General features: G+C 67.3%; 21 protein-coding genes. 10 read left to right on the top strand and 11 right to left on the bottom strand.

Going from position 1 to position 19,142, the window contains the following annotated elements; genetic code table 11:
* Positions 1-65: 65 nt before the first annotated feature.
* Positions 66-533: a hypothetical protein gene (locus tag A8G00_RS04785; RefSeq protein WP_044661668.1), complete on the bottom strand. Its 468-nt coding sequence runs from the start codon at positions 531-533 to the stop codon at positions 66-68.
* Between the two features lie 128 nt (positions 534-661).
* Here A8G00_RS04785 and betI point away from each other — a divergent pair, with 128 nt between their 5' ends.
* From betI to ahpF, 3 genes are all read left to right on the top strand, one after another.
* Positions 662-1,300: a transcriptional regulator BetI gene (betI, locus tag A8G00_RS04790; RefSeq protein ID WP_048577133.1), complete on the top strand. Its 639-nt coding sequence runs from the start codon at positions 662-664 to the stop codon at positions 1,298-1,300.
* Between the two features lie 131 nt (positions 1,301-1,431).
* The gene (gene ahpC / locus A8G00_RS04795; RefSeq protein ID WP_013040906.1) at positions 1,432-1,995 is read left to right on the top strand and encodes an alkyl hydroperoxide reductase subunit C; all 564 of its coding nucleotides are present in this window, start codon (positions 1,432-1,434) and stop codon (positions 1,993-1,995) included.
* A 204-nt stretch (positions 1,996-2,199) separates the two neighbouring features.
* Positions 2,200-3,780: an alkyl hydroperoxide reductase subunit F gene (gene ahpF / locus A8G00_RS04800; protein WP_103000195.1), complete on the top strand. Its 1,581-nt coding sequence runs from the start codon at positions 2,200-2,202 to the stop codon at positions 3,778-3,780.
* Between the two features lie 75 nt (positions 3,781-3,855).
* Here ahpF and A8G00_RS04805 read toward each other — a convergent pair whose 3' ends face one another.
* The 5 genes from A8G00_RS04805 to glmM all read right to left on the bottom strand — a co-directional run bounded on the left by A8G00_RS04805 (position 3,856) and on the right by glmM (position 7,628).
* The gene (locus A8G00_RS04805; protein ID WP_226870464.1) at positions 3,856-4,497 is read right to left on the bottom strand and encodes a L,D-transpeptidase family protein; all 642 of its coding nucleotides are present in this window, start codon (positions 4,495-4,497) and stop codon (positions 3,856-3,858) included.
* Between the two features lie 92 nt (positions 4,498-4,589).
* Positions 4,590-5,189, bottom strand: coding sequence for a ribonuclease HII (locus A8G00_RS04810; RefSeq protein ID WP_025551133.1), 600 nt, complete (start codon positions 5,187-5,189; stop codon positions 4,590-4,592).
* A complete protein-coding gene (gene thiD, locus A8G00_RS04815; protein WP_103000196.1) occupies positions 5,182-5,943 on the bottom strand; it encodes a bifunctional hydroxymethylpyrimidine kinase/phosphomethylpyrimidine kinase in 762 nt (253 codons plus the stop codon). The genes A8G00_RS04810 and thiD overlap by 8 nt, the downstream gene beginning before the upstream one ends.
* Entirely contained in the window at positions 5,940-6,164 is a 225-nt protein-coding gene (locus A8G00_RS04820; protein WP_103000197.1) for a DUF1272 domain-containing protein, read from the bottom strand. Before A8G00_RS04820 ends, thiD begins: the two co-directional genes overlap by 4 nt.
* Positions 6,165-6,287: 123 nt before the next feature.
* Positions 6,288-7,628: a phosphoglucosamine mutase gene (gene glmM / locus A8G00_RS04825; protein ID WP_025551139.1), complete on the bottom strand. Its 1,341-nt coding sequence runs from the start codon at positions 7,626-7,628 to the stop codon at positions 6,288-6,290.
* Between the two features lie 89 nt (positions 7,629-7,717).
* Here glmM and A8G00_RS04830 point away from each other — a divergent pair, with 89 nt between their 5' ends.
* Positions 7,718-9,091, top strand: a complete 1,374-nt coding sequence (locus tag A8G00_RS04830; RefSeq protein WP_061940241.1) for a sodium:alanine symporter family protein — start codon at positions 7,718-7,720, stop codon at positions 9,089-9,091.
* Between the two features lie 392 nt (positions 9,092-9,483).
* Here A8G00_RS04830 and A8G00_RS04835 read toward each other — a convergent pair whose 3' ends face one another.
* The 4 genes from A8G00_RS04835 to radA form a co-directional block, all read right to left on the bottom strand.
* Positions 9,484-10,803, bottom strand: a complete 1,320-nt coding sequence (locus tag A8G00_RS04835) for an aminopeptidase P family protein (RefSeq protein ID WP_103000198.1) — start codon at positions 10,801-10,803, stop codon at positions 9,484-9,486.
* A 119-nt stretch (positions 10,804-10,922) separates the two neighbouring features.
* Positions 10,923-11,105 (bottom strand): general stress protein CsbD, encoded by a 183-nt coding sequence (locus A8G00_RS04840; protein WP_025551144.1) that lies wholly within the window; start codon positions 11,103-11,105, stop codon positions 10,923-10,925.
* A gap of 126 nt (positions 11,106-11,231) precedes the next feature.
* A complete protein-coding gene (locus A8G00_RS04845; RefSeq protein WP_044661661.1) occupies positions 11,232-11,747 on the bottom strand; it encodes a CvpA family protein in 516 nt (171 codons plus the stop codon).
* An 11-nt stretch (positions 11,748-11,758) separates the two neighbouring features.
* Positions 11,759-13,126, bottom strand: a complete 1,368-nt coding sequence (radA, locus tag A8G00_RS04850; RefSeq protein WP_103000199.1) for a DNA repair protein RadA — start codon at positions 13,124-13,126, stop codon at positions 11,759-11,761.
* 89 nt (positions 13,127-13,215) lie between these two features.
* On the opposite strand from radA, the gene A8G00_RS04855 reads away from it, so the two are divergent.
* The 3 genes from A8G00_RS04855 (at position 13,216) to A8G00_RS04865 (ending at position 16,968) form a co-directional block, all read left to right on the top strand.
* A complete protein-coding gene (locus A8G00_RS04855; protein ID WP_172451787.1) occupies positions 13,216-13,914 on the top strand; it encodes an endonuclease/exonuclease/phosphatase family protein in 699 nt (232 codons plus the stop codon).
* A gap of 115 nt (positions 13,915-14,029) precedes the next feature.
* Positions 14,030-16,363 (top strand): patatin-like protein, encoded by a 2,334-nt coding sequence (locus tag A8G00_RS04860; protein WP_103000201.1) that lies wholly within the window; start codon positions 14,030-14,032, stop codon positions 16,361-16,363.
* Positions 16,360-16,968, top strand: coding sequence for a hypothetical protein (locus A8G00_RS04865; protein WP_103000202.1), 609 nt, complete (start codon positions 16,360-16,362; stop codon positions 16,966-16,968). Before A8G00_RS04860 ends, A8G00_RS04865 begins: the two co-directional genes overlap by 4 nt.
* A 4-nt stretch (positions 16,969-16,972) precedes the next feature.
* On the opposite strand, the gene A8G00_RS04870 is transcribed toward A8G00_RS04865, so the two are convergent.
* Complete coding sequence (locus A8G00_RS04870; RefSeq protein ID WP_048577142.1) at positions 16,973-17,260, bottom strand: 4a-hydroxytetrahydrobiopterin dehydratase; 288 nt, start codon at positions 17,258-17,260, stop codon at positions 16,973-16,975.
* An 86-nt stretch (positions 17,261-17,346) separates the two neighbouring features.
* On the opposite strand from A8G00_RS04870, the gene A8G00_RS04875 reads away from it, so the two are divergent.
* From A8G00_RS04875 to A8G00_RS04885, 3 genes are read left to right on the top strand one after another with little or no spacing between them, the layout of a single operon-like run.
* Positions 17,347-17,772 carry a metallopeptidase family protein gene (locus A8G00_RS04875; protein ID WP_044663047.1) on the top strand — a complete coding sequence of 142 codons (426 nt, stop codon included), beginning with the start codon at positions 17,347-17,349 and terminating at the stop codon, positions 17,770-17,772.
* Entirely contained in the window at positions 17,769-18,374 is a 606-nt protein-coding gene (gene ccmA, locus A8G00_RS04880) for a heme ABC exporter ATP-binding protein CcmA (protein WP_103000203.1), read from the top strand. Before A8G00_RS04875 ends, ccmA begins: the two co-directional genes overlap by 4 nt.
* Complete coding sequence (locus tag A8G00_RS04885; RefSeq protein ID WP_048577144.1) at positions 18,371-19,018, top strand: heme exporter protein CcmB; 648 nt, start codon at positions 18,371-18,373, stop codon at positions 19,016-19,018. The genes ccmA and A8G00_RS04885 overlap by 4 nt, the downstream gene beginning before the upstream one ends.
* The last annotated feature ends 124 nt before the right edge of the window (positions 19,019-19,142 follow it).

Genomic DNA, 19,142 nt, shown 5'->3' on the forward strand with positions numbered 1-19,142 from the left:
CCTCCTCGTCTTCACGCCACCCGGCGGCATAAATGCGCAAGCGAGCGGGCGGGTTCCTGACCGGATCAGCGGCAATAGCCCTCCCGGCCCGGCAGCACGATCAGGCAATCCTGCCGGCCGGCAAGGTCCTTGAACCCGGTTTCCGCGCCCGTGCCCGGACGAATGCTCAGGTCCCTGCCGTCGCGCACGAAGCGGATCGTCGCCCCTTCGGCCACGCCGGGATAGTCCCCCTGCCGGTCCAGATTGTCCTGATTGGCGATGGCATAATGTCCGGGCCGGCCATCGGGCGACGGCTGGATGTCCAGGAACAGCCCCTCCGGCCCATTCCACCGCCCGACCCAGTCGTCGGTGGGCAGGCCCGCCGCCCCGTTGGCGGCGGCATTGACGGCATCCGGCTCGGCAATCGCCTCCACATCGGCGGGCTGCGCGGCATTGTTCGCGGCCCCGCCCTCGTCGGCGCTCCTGGCGCAACCGGAAGTTAGCGCTCCCATCGCCATCAGCGGGAGAATCAGGCCCAGATTGCGACGATTCATCCATCTTTCTCCTTGCAATTGACCCGATAAACCGCTGAACGCGGGGCTTCGATCCATTTCCCGACAGGGGGCGGAGCCGCTTGCCAGCGGCTGCGGCGGGAAGGCAGGATCATGGGCGGGGAAAAGAGATGGAGAACAAGGTTGAGGGGCGCCCGGAAAGGGCGCGGTTCGTTCGCGAATCCGCCGATGTCCGGCGGCAGGCCCTGATCGAGGCGACGGCGCGCTGTCTTTCGGAAAAGGGCGTGGGCGGCACCTCCGTCCGCGCGATCTGCGCCTATGCCGGGGTTTCGGCCGGTTTGCTCACCCATTATTTCGACGGCGTCGACGCGCTGATCCTGGCCACCTATCGCGATGTCGGTGAAAAGGTCGCCGCCGCCATGGAACGCGCCGTGGCGGAGGCCGGCTCCTGCCCCCGCGCGCGGCTTTGGGCCTATCTGCGCTCCAACTTCCAGCCGCCCGTGCTGGACCCCGATCTGCTGGCGACCTGGATTTCCTTCTGGAGCCTCAACAAGACCAATCCCGCCATCGCCGCCACCCATGCGGAAACCTATGGCGGCGGGCGCGAACGCATGGAGGTGCTGCTGCGCGAGGCGGCGCCCCAGATTCCCCGTCCCGACGCGCGCATCGCCGCCATCGGGCTTACCGCGATGATCGACGGCCTGTGGCTGGAACTGTGCCTCGACTCCTCCACCTTCACCATAGAGGAAGCGCTGGGCATGCTGGAGGAGGCGATGAACTACGTCCTGCAAAAGCCGAGAAACGGCTAGATCGATCAATGAAGCTGGCGGTGATCGTTTTTATCAATCAACCTTGTCGATAAAACCAATTTCACGGCGCCCTGCGCTTTCCCTACATGGGTCGGGCAACAGCAACCCCCTAAAAAGGAACTGGAAAGCCCATGGCGCTTATCAACACGACCATCAAGCCGTTCAAGGCCACCGCTTACAAGGAAGGCAAGTTCGTCGACGTGACCGACGCCGACGTGAAGGGCAAGTGGGCCGTCTTCTTCTTCTACCCCGCCGACTTCACCTTCGTCTGCCCGACGGAGCTGGAGGATCTGGCCGACATCTACCCGACGCTGCAGAAGCTGAACGTAGAGGTGTACTCGGTGTCGACCGACACGCATTTCAGCCACAAGGCCTGGCACGACACCTCGCCGGCCATCGGCAAGATCAACTATTATATGCTGGGCGACCAATCGGGCCAGATCACCAATAATTTCGACGTGATGCGCCCGGGCGTGGGCCTCGCCGACCGCGCGACCTTCCTGGTCGATCCCGAAGGCGTGATCCAGTTCATGGAAATCACCTCGGAAGGCGTCGGCCGCAACGCGACCGAACTGCTCCGCAAGGTCAAGGCCGCGCAATATGTCGCCGCCAACCCCGGCGAAGTCTGCCCGGCCAAGTGGGAAGAAGGCGAAGCGACCCTTGCTCCGTCGCTCGACCTCGTCGGCAAGATCTGAAGACCTGAAAGGGCGTCTGCCGGATCGGGTCGAGTTCCTCCCTGATCCGGCAGGGCCTCTGCATGCCGCGTGCTCCTGCCTTCGCAGGAGCACGACGAAGTCAAATCGCATCATCGCAAACACCGCCGGGCCTTCGGGTCGCACCGTTCCGGCGAACATGTAGCCGCGCCCCGGATAGGCGCGCCCAACCCAAGGAGACCGAAGATGTTGGACGCAAATCTGAAGGCCCAGCTCAAGGCCTATATGGCGAACATCACCCAGCCGATCGAGCTGGTCGCATCGCTGGACGACAGCCCCAAGAGCCGCGAACTCAAGACGCTGCTGGATGAGATCGCCGAACTGTCGGACAAGGTGACGATCGCCGCCGGTAACGCCAGCCGCGTCCCCAGCTTCATGATCCGCCGCACCGGCACGGACATCGGCGTCACCTTCGCCGGCCTGCCCATGGGGCATGAATTCACCTCGCTCGTGCTGGCGCTGCTCCAGGTCGGCGGCCATCCGTCGAAGGCCGCGCAGGACCTGATCCAGCAGATCAGGGATATTGACGGCGACTTCGCCTTCGAAACCTATTTCTCGCTCTCCTGCCAGAACTGCCCCGACGTGGTGCAGGCGCTGAACCTGATGAGCGTGCTCAACCCGCGCATCAGCCACACCGCCATCGACGGCGCGCTGTTCAAGGAAGAGGTCGACGCGCGCAAGGTCATGGCCGTCCCCACCGTCTTCCTGAACGGCGAACCCTTCGCCAGCGGCCGCATGGAGCTGGAGCAGATCGTCGCGAAGATCGACAGCGGCGCGGCGGCCCGCGCGGCGGAGAAGATCAAGGCCCAGGACCCGTTCGAGGTGCTGGTGGTGGGCGGCGGCCCCGCCGGCGCGGCGGCGGCCATCTATGCGGCGCGCAAGGGCATCCGCACCGGCGTCGCGGCGGAACGCTTCGGCGGCCAGGTGCTCGACACCATGGACATAGAGAATTTCATCTCGGTCAGCCGCACCGAAGGGCCCAAGCTCGCCTCCGCGCTGGAAGCGCATGTGAAGGACTATGATGTCGAGATCATGAACCTCCAGAAGGCGGCGAAACTGATCCCGGCCAAGGCCGAAGGCGGCTATCACGAAGTCGTCCTCGAAAATGGCGCGTCGCTCAAGGGCCGCACCGTCATCCTCTCCACCGGCGCCCGCTGGCGGCAGATGGGCGTGCCCGGCGAGGATGAATATCGCAACAAGGGCGTCGCCTATTGCCCCCATTGCGACGGTCCGCTGTTCAAGGGCAAGCGCGTCGCGGTGATCGGCGGCGGCAACAGCGGCGTGGAGGCGGCGATCGACCTCGCCGGCATCGTCGCCCATGTGACGCTGATCGAATATGACAGCCAGCTCCGCGCCGACGCCGTGCTCCAGCGCAAGCTCGCCAGCCTGCCCAATGTCAGGATCATCACCTCGGCCCTGACGACCAGGGTCGACGGCAATGGCGAGAAAGTGACCGGCCTCAGCTACAAGGACCGCAACAGCGGCACGGAGCATGATGTCGAGCTGGAGGGCATTTTCGTCCAGATCGGCCTCGTCCCCAACACCGAATGGCTGAAGGACGCGATCGCCCTCTCCCCGCGCGGAGAGATAGAGATCGACGCGCGCGGCGAAACCAGCCAGCCGGGCATCTTCGCGGCAGGCGACTGCACGACCGTGCCCTACAAGCAGATCGTGATCGCCATGGGAGCCGGATCGACGGCGGCGCTGTCCGCCTTCGACTATCTCATCCGCCTCCCCGCGACGGAGGAAACCGCGGAAGCGGCCTGATCGGAATGCCGGGAATCAGGAAGGCGGCGGGGTCTCGCAGGAACCCGCCGCCTTCCTGCCCCGTCCGAAGGGCCCCTAACGCCGCATCAACCTCAGCCGGAATATCCCCGGATCGACCTCCAGCATCGGCGCGCCCGCTCCCACCCCCGCATCGTCGCGCTGCGCCAGCACGACCGGCGCCTGCGGCGTGAAGGTGGCGACCGCGCTCCCCGGATCGCCCACCACCAGCGCATCCACCATCAGCGCGGGGCTCAGCCGGTCCGACGTCACGCTGACCAGCGTGCCGATCTGCGTCATCCCGAACAGCTTGCGGGCAAAGACCTGGGGCAGGCGAATGCACCCATGGCTCGCCGGATAGCCGGGATTATGCCCGGCATGCAGCGCGATCCCGTCCCAGGTCAGCCGCTGCATGAAGGGCATGGGCGCGTTGGAATAGAGGTTCGACCGATGCCATTCCCGCTTCTGCAACACCGGAAACTCGCCGGTGGGCGTGCGATGCCCCTTCATGCCGGTCGACACGCTGGCGACCCCGACCAGCCGGTCGCCGTCATAGACATGCACCCTCTGCCGCTCGATGCTGATGACCAGATAGAGCGGCCCGGCAAAGGGCCCCTCCTCCAGCCAGCGATAGCCCCCCGGCCCCAGCGCCTCCTGCGCCCCGGCCGGCGGCGCCACCGCACAGGTCAGCAACAGCAGGAAGGTCAGAAAGGCGCGCATAAACACCTTCTTAACCATAAGACGGCGCAGCGCCAGCCCCCGGCGGACTCACATCGGTATCGGATCGGGACGGTCGCCGCCCCGGCGCGTCCCTAAAGCAGGCTCAACTGCGCGACCGGCGCAAAGCTCCTGCGGTGCAGCGGCGTCGGCCCATGCTCGCGCAGCGCGGCCAGATGCCGGGCGCTGCCATAGCCCTTGTTGCTTTCCCAGCCGTAATGCGGGTGCGCCGCCGCCGCCTCGATCATCATCCGGTCGCGCGCCTCCTTCGCCAATATGGATGCCGCCGCGATCGACAGGCATTTGGCGTCGCCCTCGACCACCGCCGTCGAGGCCCAGCGCCATTGCGGACAGCGATTGCCATCCACCAGCACATGGGCGCAGTCATGGGTCAGCGCCTCCACCGCCCGCGTCATCGCCAGCATCGTCGCCCAGAGGATGTTGAGGCTGTCGATCTCCTCGACCGAAGCGACCCCCAGGCCCCAGCACAGCGCCCGCGCCTTGATCTCCCCCTCCAGCACGGCCCGCTTCGCCGCGCTGAGCTGCTTGCTGTCGTTGAGCCCGTCCGGGCAATCCTCCCGCCGCAGGATCACCGCAGCCGCCACCACCGGCCCGGCCAGCGGCCCCCGCCCGGCCTCGTCCACCCCGGCGACCAGCCCCGGATGATGCCGCAATTCATGGGCGAAATCAGGCATGGTCATGAAATCCGAACGGCGCGCCCATCGGCCCATGTCCGCCGCCAAGGCCGGGCGCCAGCGCCAGCGCCTCCCGCACATATTTGCGCGCCCGCTCGATCGCGTCGATCATGTCCCATCCCTGCCCCAGCCCGGTCGCGATCGCGCTGGCCAGCGTGCAGCCCGTGCCATGGCTGTGCCGCGTGTCGATCCGCGCATTGCTCCAGGCCTTCACCACGCCGCCCGGCCCGATCAGCCGGTCGGTCAGCATCGGCCCCTCGCCATGGCCGCCCTTGGCCAGCACATGCGTCGCGAAGCGGACCGCGATCTCCTCCCCGCCCAGCGCCTCCAGCTCCGGAATATTGGGCGTCACCAGCACCGCCAGCGCCATCAGCCGCTCGAACGCCGCCACCGTCGCCTCATCGGCCAGCGCCGAACCGCTGGTCGCCACCATCACCGGATCGAAGACGATGGGCACGCCTTCCAGCGCCGCCAGCCGCTCGGCCACCGCCGCCGCCGTCTCCGCCGATCCGATCATGCCGATCTTCACCGCGTCGACCCCGATGTCGCCGATCACGCTTTCCATCTGCGCGATCACCATGTCGGCCGGCACCGGATGGACGCCCTGCACGCCCAGCGTGTTTTGCGCGGTGATCGCGGTGATCGCCGTCATGGCATGGCCGCCCAACAGCGTCACGGTGCGGATGTCGGCCTGGATGCCGGCCCCGCCGCCGCTGTCGGACCCGGCGACGATCAGGATGCGGGCGACGCTCATCCCCCGAAACGCCGCTCCGCCGAAGCCGGATGCCGCTTCAACGCATCCCCCACCCGCGTCGGCCGGTCCATCAACTCCCCGCCGCAATTGGGGCAGCGGTCGTCCAGCGCCTCCGCGCAGGGCGCGCAAAAGCTGCATTCGAAGGAACAGATGAACGCCCCCGGCTCGTCGGCGGGCAGATCGACGCCGCAGCGTTCGCAATCGGGCCGCATCTCAAGCATGGACGATCGCCCTCCGTCCGCCGTTCCCGCGCAGGCGGGAACCCATCTCCCGCCGCCTCCCCCGGCCCGGACGCGCCGGAAAGGCAGCGCCATATCGGCAAGGACAACCGCAACGCAACGCCGTCACGCCGCCGCCTTCGCCACGGCGTCGCAGATGCGCTCCACCACGTCCCTGACCTGTTCCTCGCGGTCGCCTTCCGCCATCACCCGGATCACCGGCTCCGTGCCGGACGGACGGATCACCAGCCGCCCGCACCCGTTCAGCTCCGCCTCCGCCTGCGCGATCACCTTCCGCACATCCTCATGCTCCAGCGGCCTGCCGCCGGAAAAGCGCACATTCTTCAGCAATTGCGGCACCGGATCGAACTGGTGCAGCACCTCGCTCGCCGGCTTGCCGGACCGCACCAGCGCCGCCAGCACCTGCAGCGCCGCCATCGTGCCGTCGCCGGTCGTCGCATAGTCGGACAGGATCATGTGCCCCGACTGCTCGCCCCCGACATTGAAGCCGCCCTCGCGCATCCGCTCCAGCACATAACGGTCGCCCACCTTAGTCCGCTCCAGCGCCATGCCCTGCCCGGCCAGAAACCGCTCCAGCCCCAGGTTCGACATCACCGTCGCCACCAGCCCGCCGCCGCGCAGCATCCCCGCCTTCGCGAAATTGCCCGCGATCAGGGCCATGATCTGGTCGCCGTCGACAATCGCGCCATGCTCGTCCACCACGATCAGCCGGTCGGCATCGCCGTCCAGCGCGATGCCGATGTCGGCGCCCGACGACACCACCGTTTCCTGCAACAGCAGCGGCGCGGTCGATCCGCACTGGTCGTTGATGTTGATGCCGTTGGGCGTGACGCCGATCGCCACCACCTCCGCCCCCAATTCCCACAGGGCGGAAGGGGCGACCTGATAGGCCGCGCCATTGGCGCAATCGACCACGATCTTCAGCCCGTCCAGCCGCAGATCGGCGGGAAAGCTGGACTTGACCGCATGGATATAGCGGCCGCGCGCATCCTCCACGCGGCGGGCGCGGCCGATGTCCTGCGACGCGGCCAGCGGGATCTGCTGGTCCAGCATCGCCTCGATCTTCAGCTCATCCTCGTCCGACAGCTTGTAGCCGTCCGGACCGAATAATTTTATGCCATTGTCGAAATAGGGATTGTGGCTGGCCGAAATCATCACGCCCAGGTCGGCGCGCATCGAATGGGCCAGCAACGCCACGGCGGGCGTCGGGATCGGCCCGAACTGCACCACGTCCATGCCGACCGCCGTGAACCCGGCGACCAGCGCATTTTCGACCATATAGCCCGACAGCCGCGTATCCTTGCCGATCACCACGCGGTGGCGATGGGTGCCGCGCTGGAAATGCTTGCCCGCCGCCATGCCGACCTTCATCGCCAGTTCGGCGGTCATCGGCCATTGGTTGGTGCGCCCGCGAATGCCGTCCGTACCGAAATATTTCCTGCTCATCGTCCCTGCCCGCCCCGCGGTGAAGCTCTCATGCTTCCCATAGCAATCTTTGTTCGACTTTCCAGCAAGGACCGGCCATCCCCTTGCGAATGGACGGATTCAATGCAGCGGTCGACGCCCTTTCCGGCGCGGTCTTCATGAAGGTGCCGGTGCTCGGCGCGCAGATCGAGCTGATCGTGCTCTATCTGGCGCTGCCGATGCTGTTCTTCACCCTCTGGCTCGGCTTTCCCAACCTGACCGCGGTGGGCCGGGCGCTCCGCATCCTCAGGGCGCAGCCGCATGCGGGCGAGGCGAAGGGCGACGTCAGCCAGTGGGGCGCGCTGTCGACGGCGCTGTCGGGCACCATCGGCCTCGGCAATATCGCGGGCGTCGCGGTCGCGCTGACGATGGGCGGGCCGGGCGCGATCCTCTGGATGTTCATCATCGGCTGGTTCGCCATGACGGTGAAGATGGCGGAAGTGACGCTGGGCCTCAAATATCGCGTCTTCGACGCGCAGGGCCATGTGCATGGCGGGCCGATGTATGTGCTGAAGGCGGTGGGCGCGGCGCGCGGCTGGCCGAAGATCGGGCTGATATTGGGCGGCTTCTACGCCTTTTTCGCGCTGTTCGGGGCGATCCCCATGGTGCAGGTCAACCAGAGCTTCGCACAGGTGAAGGTGGTGACCGGCTTCGCCAATGGCTGGGCCTATGGCACGATGCTGGCCGGCGCGGTGGCGCTGGTGACGCTGGGCGGCGCGGCCTGGCTGGGCGAGGTGGCGAAGCGGCTGACGCCGCTCAAGGTCGCGGTCTATCTGATCGGCGTCGCGACCGTGCTGATCCTCCACGCCGCCGCCATTCCGGGGGCGCTGGCGGACATCTGGCACGGCGCATGGAACGGACAGGCCGCGACCGGCGGCGCGGTGGGCGCCTTCGTCGCGGGCATGCGGCGCGCCGTCTTCGCCAGCGAGGCGGGCGTGGGATCGGCGGTGATGGCGCACAGCCTGGCGCGGGTGCGGCATCCCGTGTCGGAGGGGCTGGTCGCCCTGCTGGAACCGCTGCTCGGCACGATGATCGTCTGCGCGCTGGGCGGGCTGGCGCTGGTCGTGGCGGGCACATGGAATGGCGGGCTGGAGGGGATCGCCATCACCTCCGCCGCCTTCGCGCAGGTTTCGCCCTCCTTCCCCTGGCTGCTGGCGGTGGTCGTGGTGCTGTTCGCCTATTCGACGCTGGTGGCATGGGGCTTTTACGGGCTTCAGGCCTGGGGCTATCTGTTCGGCAACGGTCCCCGGGCGCAATGGACCTACAAGATCCTCTATATCGTCGCCTTGCCCCCCGCCGCCGCCATCGACCTCGGCCGCGTGGTCGGCATCGTCGACAGCAGCTTCTTCCTGATGGCGATCCCCAATGTCATCGCCCTCTACCTCTGCGCGGGCGAACTGCGACGCGACGTGCGGACCTATCTCGCCGCGCCCGAAGAGGACTAGGATCGATTTCAGCAAGCCGCGCTCCTGCACGGACAAATTCAAATCTCGCCAGCCCGCATGATGTGGGTGGTAATCGGACACCCACCTTACCCCTCTCCCTCGAGGGAGAGGGCTGCGCAGACTTGGCAGCTCGCTGCCTAGTCGCAGCCGGGTGAGGGGGTCGCGATCCAAGGGATCGCGCGGGCCGCAGGCCCGCCCCCCTCATCCAACCCCGCCCCGGCTCCTCCGTCGCCAACGCTTCCCATCCTTCCCTCAAGGGAGAAGGAAGGTCTTGAACTTGCCCACACCCCAGAGCAGATTCCAATCCGACTGCATCGGCTCGACTGCTCCAAGTTTCCGTTTTGTCGCCTTTTCCAAGTCAGCAGATGATTCCATCCGCCCGGAAAGCAAGCCTAACGCCCCATCGCCTCGATCTCCGCGACGGTGCGCGGCACGGCTTCGCTCAGCCGCTGCGAACCGGTCGGCGTGATCAGGTACAGATCCTCGATCCGGATGCCGTAATTGGCGGACTGGACGTACAGCCCCGGCTCCACGGTGATCACCGCGCCCGCCGGCAGCGGCTTCGACATGTCGCCCACATCATGGACGTCCAGCCCGACCAGATGCCCCAGCCCATGGGTGAAGTCGTCCACCCGCCCGGCCTTGCGGAACACGTCCTTCGCCGCCTCGACCAGATCCTCATAATAGACCCCGGCCTTCAGCCTGGCGACGGCCGCCGCCTGCGCCGCGAGGACCAGTTCATAGGATGCCCGCTGTTCGTCGGTGAACCTGCCGCCGGCGGGGAAGGTGCGCGTCACGTCGCAGGCATATCCCCCGACGGAGGCCGCCGCGTCGATCAGGATCAGGTCCTTCTCCCCGATCACCCCGCCGCCGCCGGTATAGTGCAGCGACGCCGCGTTGCGCCCGGTGGCGACGATGCTGTCATAGGCCAGCCCGTCGCCGCCCCCGGCGCGGAAACCATCCTCCAATATCGCCTTCAACTGCCTTTCGGTCATGCCGGGCCGCACCTGCTTCATCGCGGCGAGATGGCCGCGCGCCGTCGCCGCCATCGCCTTGCGCATCAGCTCCAGTTCGCGCGCCTCCTTGACGATGCGCAGCGCGGGCAGAAGGCCGCTGTCGTCCTTCAGGGATACGCCCGGCACCCGCTGCATCACCTTGCCGTAAAGCTCCAGCGCCTTGGGCACGGGCGCGGACGCGCTGACGATCGGCCCCAGGAAATGCAGCGTCTTGGACCGCTCTGCCAAAGCGGTGACAAGGCTCCCCAGCCCGCCGGTGCGCGCCACCCGGGAAAAGCCCGTGCGCCGCTCCACTTCGGTGCCCAGCGGCAGGCGCTCGACCTCCCACCGCTCCGACTCCACATCGCGCGACGGCAGCAGCAGCCATTCCCTGACCGTGCGTTCGGCGGGCGCCATGACAAGCACGGCGTCCGGCTCGTCGACAATGCCGGTGAGCCACGCGAAATCGCCATCCTGCACGAAGGGCGGCGCCACCGCCGCGCTGCTTTCCACCGGCCCCGCGCCATGGACGACGGCGACGCCGTCCTTCAACGCCTCCATCACCCGGCGGCGGCGCTCGCGAAACACGTCGGGCGCAAAGGGAACGGTGCCCGAAGGCGTCGCAAAGCCCTGCGGCGGCAGGACCTGCGCCCGCAACCCGGCGGCGCACAGGAACGAAGCCGTCCCGCCCGCGATTATCGACCGTCGATCCCACATGTCCCTGAACTCCCTTGCTGAAAGGATTGGAACAGCAAGAGGCGTATGATGTCAATAATACAGTAAAAGGCCCCGCCAAAAAGGCGAGGCCATTCTATGGAAGCTTCTTGGACTTGGGCTCAGATCTTGTCGCCAAGGGCGCCCTTGACCGAACCCTTGACGTCCTGCGCCGTGCCCTTGGCCTTCTGCGCCTTGCCTTCCGCGACCAGATCGGGATCGCGCTGGTTGCGCCCAGCCGCTTCCTTGATCGCACCGGCCGCCTTGTTGCCGGCCGCCTTCACCTTGTCGGTCATCTCGCCCATCGGTTGTCTCCTTCAGTTGCTGTTGCCCGCTAAACGGATGGGCAGAACCGAAAGTTGCCTCCAATACGCAGGCGGAACGGACGGAAAGAGGAAACAGGGTGACAGGCGGAGTCGGGGGATCGCCCGCTAGTCCGTCTCGGACGGCTTGCGCGCCCGCCGTTCCGCCACGAATTCGCTGATCGCCTGACCGCTGGCGTTCAGCAGCGGATAGGTCCGCGCATCGGACAGCCAATCCGGCCGCCGCGCGCCGCTGCCGTAGAAGGTGTCGTAAACCAGGCTGAACGCCAGAAAGACCAGCGTCGCGCCGATCAGCCCCTTGACCGCGCCGAAGCCCGCGCCCAGCACCCGATCGACGGGCCCCAGCACCGACTGCCGCGTGCGCCGGCCGATGGCGTGAGCCAGCAGCTTGCCCGCGCCGAAGGTGATGCCGAACACCAAGGCGAAGGCAAGCACCGCCGCGCCGCTGGTGCTGCCGACGAAGGGCGCCGCCAGTTCCGTTGCCGAAGCGTGGAAAAGGCGGATCGCGAAAATCGCCAGCACCCAGGCGATCAGCGACAGGGTTTCCTGCACGAAACCGCGCATCAGGCCGAAAATGGCGCAGCCGCCGATCAGCAGCAGGACGAGAATGTCGATCGCGTTCATCGCGCTGTTGGCTATCCGCGGCCGAGCATCTGGTCAACAAGTTGCGCAAGGGCGCGATAACCGCTGACCGAAATGCCCTTGACCCCATCGGCCACGGCGGCGGGAACGAAAGCGCGGTTGAAACCGAGCTTGGCCGCCTCGCGCAACCGCAACGGGGCATGGGCCACCGGGCGGATTTCGCCGGACAAGGCGATTTCCCCGAACAGGACGACATCGGGGGGCACCGGCCGCTCCGACAACGCCGACATCAGCGCGGCCGCGACCGCCAAGTCGGCCGCCGGGTCCGACAGGCGATAGCCGCCCGCGACGTTCAGATAGACTTCGCAGGTCGAAAAGCTGAGGCCGCAGCGCGCCTCCAGCACGGCCAGCACCATGGCCAGCCGCCCGCTGTCCCAACCCACGACAGCCCGGCGGGGCGTGGCCCCGCTCGAAAGGCGGACGACCAGCGCCTGGATCTCCACCAGCACCGGGCGCGTCCCTTCCAGCGCCGGAAAGACGGTGGCGCCGGTCACATTCTCGTCGCGATGGGTCAGGAACAGGGCGGACGGATTGGCGACCTCCTCCAGCCCCTCGGCCACCATCGCGAACACGCCGATCTCGTCCGTGCCGCCGAAGCGGTTCTTGATCGCGCGCAGGATGCGATATTGGTGGCTGCGCTCTCCCTCGAAGCTCAGCACCGTATCGACCATATGCTCCAGCACGCGGGGCCCCGCGATGCTGCCGTCCTTGGTCACATGGCCGACAAGGATCAGGGCGGTGCCGCGCTGCTTGGCGAAGCGGATCAGTTCCTGGCTGGACGCGCGCACCTGGCTCACCGTGCCGGGCGCGCCCTCGATCAGGTCGCTGTGCATCGTCTGGATCGAATCGATGATCAGCAGCGCGGGCGGCGCGCCCTCCCCCAGCGTCGTCAGTATGTCGCGCACGGAAGTGGCGCTGGCAAGCTGCACGGGCGCATTGCCAAGCCCCAGCCGCTGCGCGCGCAGGCGCACCTGATCCGACGCTTCCTCGCCGCTGATATAGGCGACGCTGTGCCCGGCCGACGCAATGCGCGCGGCCGCCTGCAACAGCAGGGTCGACTTGCCTATGCCCGGATCGCCGCCGATCAGCGTGGCGGAACCGGATACGATGCCGCCGCCCAGCGCCCGATCGAACTCCGCAATGCCGGTGGTGGTGCGGGGCGGCAGTTCGACCTTGTCGTCCAGCCCCACCAGCGTCAGCGCCCTGCCGCCGCTATGCAGGTCGTGGCGGGCGGAAAAGACCGTTTCGGCCGCTTCCTCGACAATGCTGTTCCATTCGCCGCAATCGTCGCACTGCCCCTGCCACCGGCCCGAAACGGTGCCGCATTGCTGACAGACGAATTTTCGCTTTGCCTTGGCCATGCGGCACGCATATCAGAACATATGCGGAACACAAATCCTCTTTGCATCTTGCCATGGAAACCGGGCGCGCTGTGGCGCATTGTTTCGCCATGAAGACCATTCGCGTCGCGAGCTACAATATCCGCAAGGCCATAGGCACCGACCGCCGCCGGGTTCCCGAGCGGGTGATCGACGTGCTGAACGAACTGGACTCCGACATCATCGCCCTGCAGGAGGCCGACCGGCGCTTCGGCGTCCGCTCGGCGGCGCTGCCGCCCTGGCTGCTGGAGAGCATCAGCCCCTATAAGCCGGTGCCGCTCAACGTGCAGGTCGATTCGATGGGCTGGCACGGCAACGCCATATTGGTGCGCAAGGATGTGGAGATCGGCGCGCACGACGTTCTGCACCTCCCCTGCCTGGAGCCGCGCGGCGCGACCATGGCGGAGGTCAGGTTGGGCAAGACGCATCTTCGCATCTTCGGCATGCATCTGGACCTGTCCGGGCTCTGGCGGCGCAAGCAGGCCGCCGCCGTGATCCACGCGGCAGGGCAGCGCGACGCCATGCCGACGGTGCTGATGGGCGACCTCAACGAATGGAGCGCGGAACGGGGGTGCCTGGCGGATTTCGCGCGGCATTACAGCTTCGCGCCCTGCGGCCGTTCCTTCCATGCGCGACGGCCTGTGGCGCGGCTCGACCGGATCATGCATTGCGGGCAGTTGAAGCTGGTCGATTGCGGCGTGCATGAAAGCGCGGGGGCGCGAAAGGCGTCCGACCATCTGCCCATCTGGGCGGAATTCAAGCTGGGGTGACGGCGAAGCTCCATCATGTTCCTGCGAGGGCGGGAGCACCGAACCCTTTGCGCAAACGCGCCTGTCCATCTGCGCCCCCTCGACAAGCCCCCCTTGCTCTGCAACTCTCAACCCCATGAAAGAGCGGGAACTCAGGCTCGCACTGGTCTGCTATGGTGGGATCAGCCTGGCCGTCTACATGCACGGCATCACCAAGGAGATCTGGCATCTGGCCCGGGCCAGCCGGGCGTTCCATGACGGCGTGCCGTCCGGCAACAGCAGCGAGGCGGTCTATCGCAAGCTGCTGGAGGATCTGGAAACGGCCTGCGGCGTCAAATTGCGGGTGATGCCCGACATCATCGCAGGGGCCAGCGCCGGCGGCATCAACGGCATCTTCCTGGCGCAGGCGATAGAGACTGGCCAGTCGCTGGACCCGCTGACCGATATGTGGCTCGACAATGCCGATGTCGAAAAGCTGCTCGATCCCGATGCCCGCCCCGCCCGGCGGATCACCAAATTCTGGGCGACGCCGCTTGTGTGGATGGCGGCGCGGCATCCGGGAGACACGGTCGAGCGCACCGTCGCCCCCGATACGCGGGAGGAGGTTCGGCACAAGCTGTCGCACTTCATCCGCTCCCGCTGGTTCGAGCCTCCCTTCGGCGGGGAAATCTTCACGGCCATGATCCTGGACGCCTTCGACGCGATGGAGGCGACCGGGCGCGGCCCGGCGCTGCTGCCGCCCGGCCATCCGCTGGACCTGTTCGTCACCGTCACGGATTTCGAAGGGCATCCGCAGAGCCTGAACCTCAACAGCCCCCCACAGGTGGTGGAAACGGAACATCGGCTGTCCATCGGCTTTCGCGCCCGCGGACATGGACAGCGCAACCTTGCCGATCCCGCCGAACTGGTCTTCGCCGCCCGCGCCACGGCCAGCTTTCCCGGCGCCTTTCCGCCCTTCACCGTGCGCGAGCTGGACCGGGTGCTGAAACGCCGCCATCGCGCCTGGCCGACGCGGGACGGCTTTCTGGCGCGCGCCCTTCCCCGCCATGCGGCGCGCGGACGCGCCGAGGACGCGGTGCTGATCGACGGCTCGGTGCTGGCCAACGCCCCGTTCGCCCAGGCCATCGGCGCGCTCAGGAACCGCCCCTCCCGGCGGGAGGTCGACCGGCGCTTCGTCTATATCGATCCCAAGCCCGGCCATCGCTCGATCCAGCTCAACCGCCACGGCGAGGCGGAGGAAGCCTCATCGGGCGAGGATGCGCCGCTGCCGGGCTTCTTCCGCACCATTTTCGGCGCGCTCAGCGACATTCCCCGCGAACAGCCGATCCGCGACAATCTGGACGCCATAGACCGGCACAGCGCCCGCATCCGGCGCATGGCGCGCATCTTGACCGCTCTGCGGCCCGGCATAGAGGCGGAGGTCGAAAGCGCCATCGGCGGCATGCTGTTCCTGGATCGACCGACGCCGGCGCGGCTGTCCGCCTGGCGCAGCAAGGCCCAGCAACGGGCCGCCAGTTCCGCCGGCTTCGCCTTCCCCGCTTACGGCCACCTCAAGCTGTCCGGCATCGTCGAGGACCTGGCCCACCTGCTGTTCCACCTGAGCGGGGAGGAAAGCCCGCTGATGCGCGAAAGCTACCGCCAGGCGCTATGGGGCCATGTCAGGTCGATCGGCGCGGACCAGTTGACGGAGGATGTCGGACCCGCATCCGCCCCGGTCGGCTTCTTTCGCCAGCATGACCTGCCCTTCCGCATTCGCCGCCTGCGCTTCCTCGCCCGGCGTCTGGCCGAAACGCTGGAGGTGGAGGGCGCCGCGGACGACGCCGTCATCCAGAAGATGCACGACGCCATCTACGCCGCCCTGTCGCACTATACCGAATGCGAGGGCGCCGACTTCTACAATGGGGAAATCAAGGCGGCGGCGCGCGAAGTCCCCAATGATCCCGGCGCAGCGCTGGAGGCGGTGGCGCAGCTACGCGGCCTTCGCGAACGGGACGAAGCGGCGGACATGATGCTGGCCGATGCCCTGGCGGCGCTGCCCAGGGCGGCGCGTCGGACCATGCTGCTCGCCTATCTCGGCTTCCCCTTCTACGACATCGCCACCCTGCCGCTGCTGCAAGGGCATGGGATGGACGAATATGATCCGGTCAAGGTCGACCGCATCTCGCCGGAGGATTGCAGCGCGATCCGCTCCGGCGGGGCGGAAGCGACGCTGAAAGGCGTAGAATTCAATAATTTCGGCGCTTTCTTCAGCCGCGCCTATCGGGAGAACGACTATCTGTGGGGGCGGCTTCATGGGGTGGAGCGGCTGCTGGACATCGTGATTTCTGCATGTCCCGCGGCAAGCCGTCTTTCCCAGGAAGCGGTGCATCAATATAGGCGAACCGCTTTCATGGCGATTCTGGATGAAGAGGAGGAGCGGCTGGACCATGCCGCCGACCTGATCGCCAGCTTGAGAGAGGAGATCGGGTGAACGCAGGCAAGACGCTGTTTCCGATGCTGGTGCTGGCACTGGTCGCCGGTTGTTCTCCTGGCTCCGATGGACAGACGAGCGCAAAGGCGGGGGAACGGCCCGGCGAGCCGCGTGACGCCCTCGGTTCCCTCGCGCTACCCGACATGCCTTTGCGCCGGGAAGAGGCGGCGGAGACGCTTCCCGCATCTTCCGCCCTCGCTGCCGCGCCTTCGCGCCCTGACGGAAAAGGCGCCGGACGGCAGGCGGACGCCGGCCCGACGAGCGCCGTGCCATTGCGGCTGCTGCCGATGAAGCCTTCGGTGGTCAACATCCCGCCGCCCCCCTATGTCCCCGACCTGCCGCCATCGGACGGCGCGGCCGACATCCAGCCCTTTCCCGATGAGGTGACGCGCTACATGGTCGACCGCGACAGTTGCGACCATTTCCGGGGCGAGGAAGCCTATGATCCGGAGCGGCTGGCCTATTTGCAGGACAATATCGCGGCGCTCTGCACCGGCACCGATGCGCGGCTGGCGCTGCTGCGCCACCGCTATGCCCATGTCCCGGCGGTCATCTCGGCGCTCAGCGGCTATGATGACCGGATCGAAGGAAATGCGTCGCAATAGGGCCTTATGAAAGGGCGTCGATCTGGGCGGCGAGTTCGATGTCCCGGCGCGACAGGCCGCCGGCATCATGGGTGGTGAGCAGGATGTCGACGCGGTTGTAGACATTCGACCATTCGGGATGATGATCCGCCTTTTCCGCAAGCAGCGCCACCTGCGTCATGAAGCCGAAGGCGGCGTTGAAATCCTTGAAGGTGAAAAGGCGGCGGATGCCGTCCGGATCCTGCACCGGCGCCCATTCCGGCAGATTCCTCAGCGCCAGCGCGCGTTCCTCCCCATCCAGTTTCGCGATCATCTGTCTTTCCCGTCCCTTGCCCGGCCGATTCCTGGCGGCGTTAACTCATTTTCCCAAGCGTCGGCGGTTTGCAGACGATTCGGAACATGCTTTATGTCTCTCCCATGGACGATGCCGGTCAACAGCCCCGATTTGCGCCGACGCGCGAGGATATAGAAAGCCTGGCGCTGGCGGCCCTGTCGCGCCTGCCGGAACCGTTTCGTTCGCACCTGTCGAATGTCGTGCTGTTTGTCGAGGAATTTGCCGATCCGCAGGTGCTCAAGGAAATGGAGATCGACGATCCCTTCGGCCTGACCGGCCTTTACACCGGCCGGCCCGTCGGGGAAGCGGCGCAGAGCGGAGACCTGCCGCCGACGGTCCATCTTTTCCGCCGCCCGCTGCTGGACGAATGGGTGGAAACCGGCGTGCCGCTCGACATGCTGATCACCCATGTCGTCGTGCATGAGATCGGCCATCATTTCGGCCTGTCCGACCTCGACATGCATGTGCTGGAGGACATGGTCACTCTATGAGCCGGGCGGGATTGCACCTGTCGGGCGTCGCCTGCGCGCGCGGCGGGCGGCTGCTGTTCCGCGGCGTCGACCTGGCGATGGAGCCGGGCGGCAGCGCCTTGCTGAAGGGGCCGAACGGCATCGGCAAGTCCAGCCTGATGCGGATTTGCGCCGGGCTGCTGCGGGCAACGGCGGGGACGGTCGATCGCCATGGCCGGATCGCGCTGGCGGACGAGCGGCTGGCGCTGGACATGGAGCAACCGCTCGAAGCGGCGCTCCGTTTCTGGACGCGGCTGGATGCAGCGGCGTCGGACGCGCTGGACGCGGCGATGGCGGCAATGGCGCTGGAGCCCCTCCGCCAGGTGCCGGTGCGCATGCTGTCGACCGGGCAGCGCAAGCGGGCTGCGCTGGCTCGGGTGATCGCCAGCGGCGCGCCGATCTGGCTGCTGGACGAGCCGGGCAACGGGCTGGACGAAGCGGCACTGGACCTGCTCGGAAAGGCGGTTGCGGGGCATCTGGCCAAGGGCGGGATCGTCGTGGCGGCGTCGCACCAGCCGCTGCCGCTGGCGACGCCGGTGATTGTGGCGATGCAGGACCATGCATGGGCGGAGGAGGAGGCATGACCATCCTCCTGACGCTCGCGGCGCGGGATTTGCGGCAGTCCTGGCAATCCGCCGGGCTGTGGCTGCCGGTCGCCTTCCTGTTGCTGGTGGCCAGCCTCTATCCCTTTGCCGTGGGGCCGGACGCGGCGCTGCTGCAGCGGAGCGGCGGCGGCATGCTGTGGATCGCGGCGTTGCTGGCCAGTCTTTTGCCCGTGGACCGGCTGGTGGCGCCGGATCGGGATGCGGGCGTTCTCGATCAGATAGCCCTGCGCGGGATCGGGGAGGAGACGGTCGTGCTCGCCCGGCTGATCGCCCATTGGCTGGGCTTCGGCCCGGCGCTGATGATCGCCACCCTGCCCGCCGCCGCACTGTTGAAGCTGGACGGGGCGACCATAGGCTTGCTGGAAGCCGGATTGCTGATCGGCACGCCCGCCCTTGCGGCGCTGGGGCTGCTGGTGGCGACGCTGACGGCAGGCCTGCGCTCCAGCGGGGCGCTCGCCGGACTGCTGGCCCTGCCGCTCGCCGTGCCGCTGCTGATCTTCGGCGCCGGGACGCTGGGGGACGGAAGCGGCGCAGCGCTCAAGTTCCTGGGCGCAGCGTCCCTGCTGCTGGTCGCGATCACCCCTTTTGCCGGCGGCGCGGCAATCCGCGCCGGGCGGGAGTGAAAGACGGGTTGGGTGGTTTCTTGCCATTAAGCCCCTCCCCTTAAGGGGAGGGGTTGGGGTGGGGGCGTGCCTTTACAGGTCAACTTTTCCCGTGGGGCACGCCCCCACCTCTCAGTCCCCTCCC

This window comes from Sphingobium sp. SA916, assembly GCF_002894065.1.
GTDB lineage: Bacteria > Pseudomonadota > Alphaproteobacteria > Sphingomonadales > Sphingomonadaceae > Sphingobium > Sphingobium fuliginis.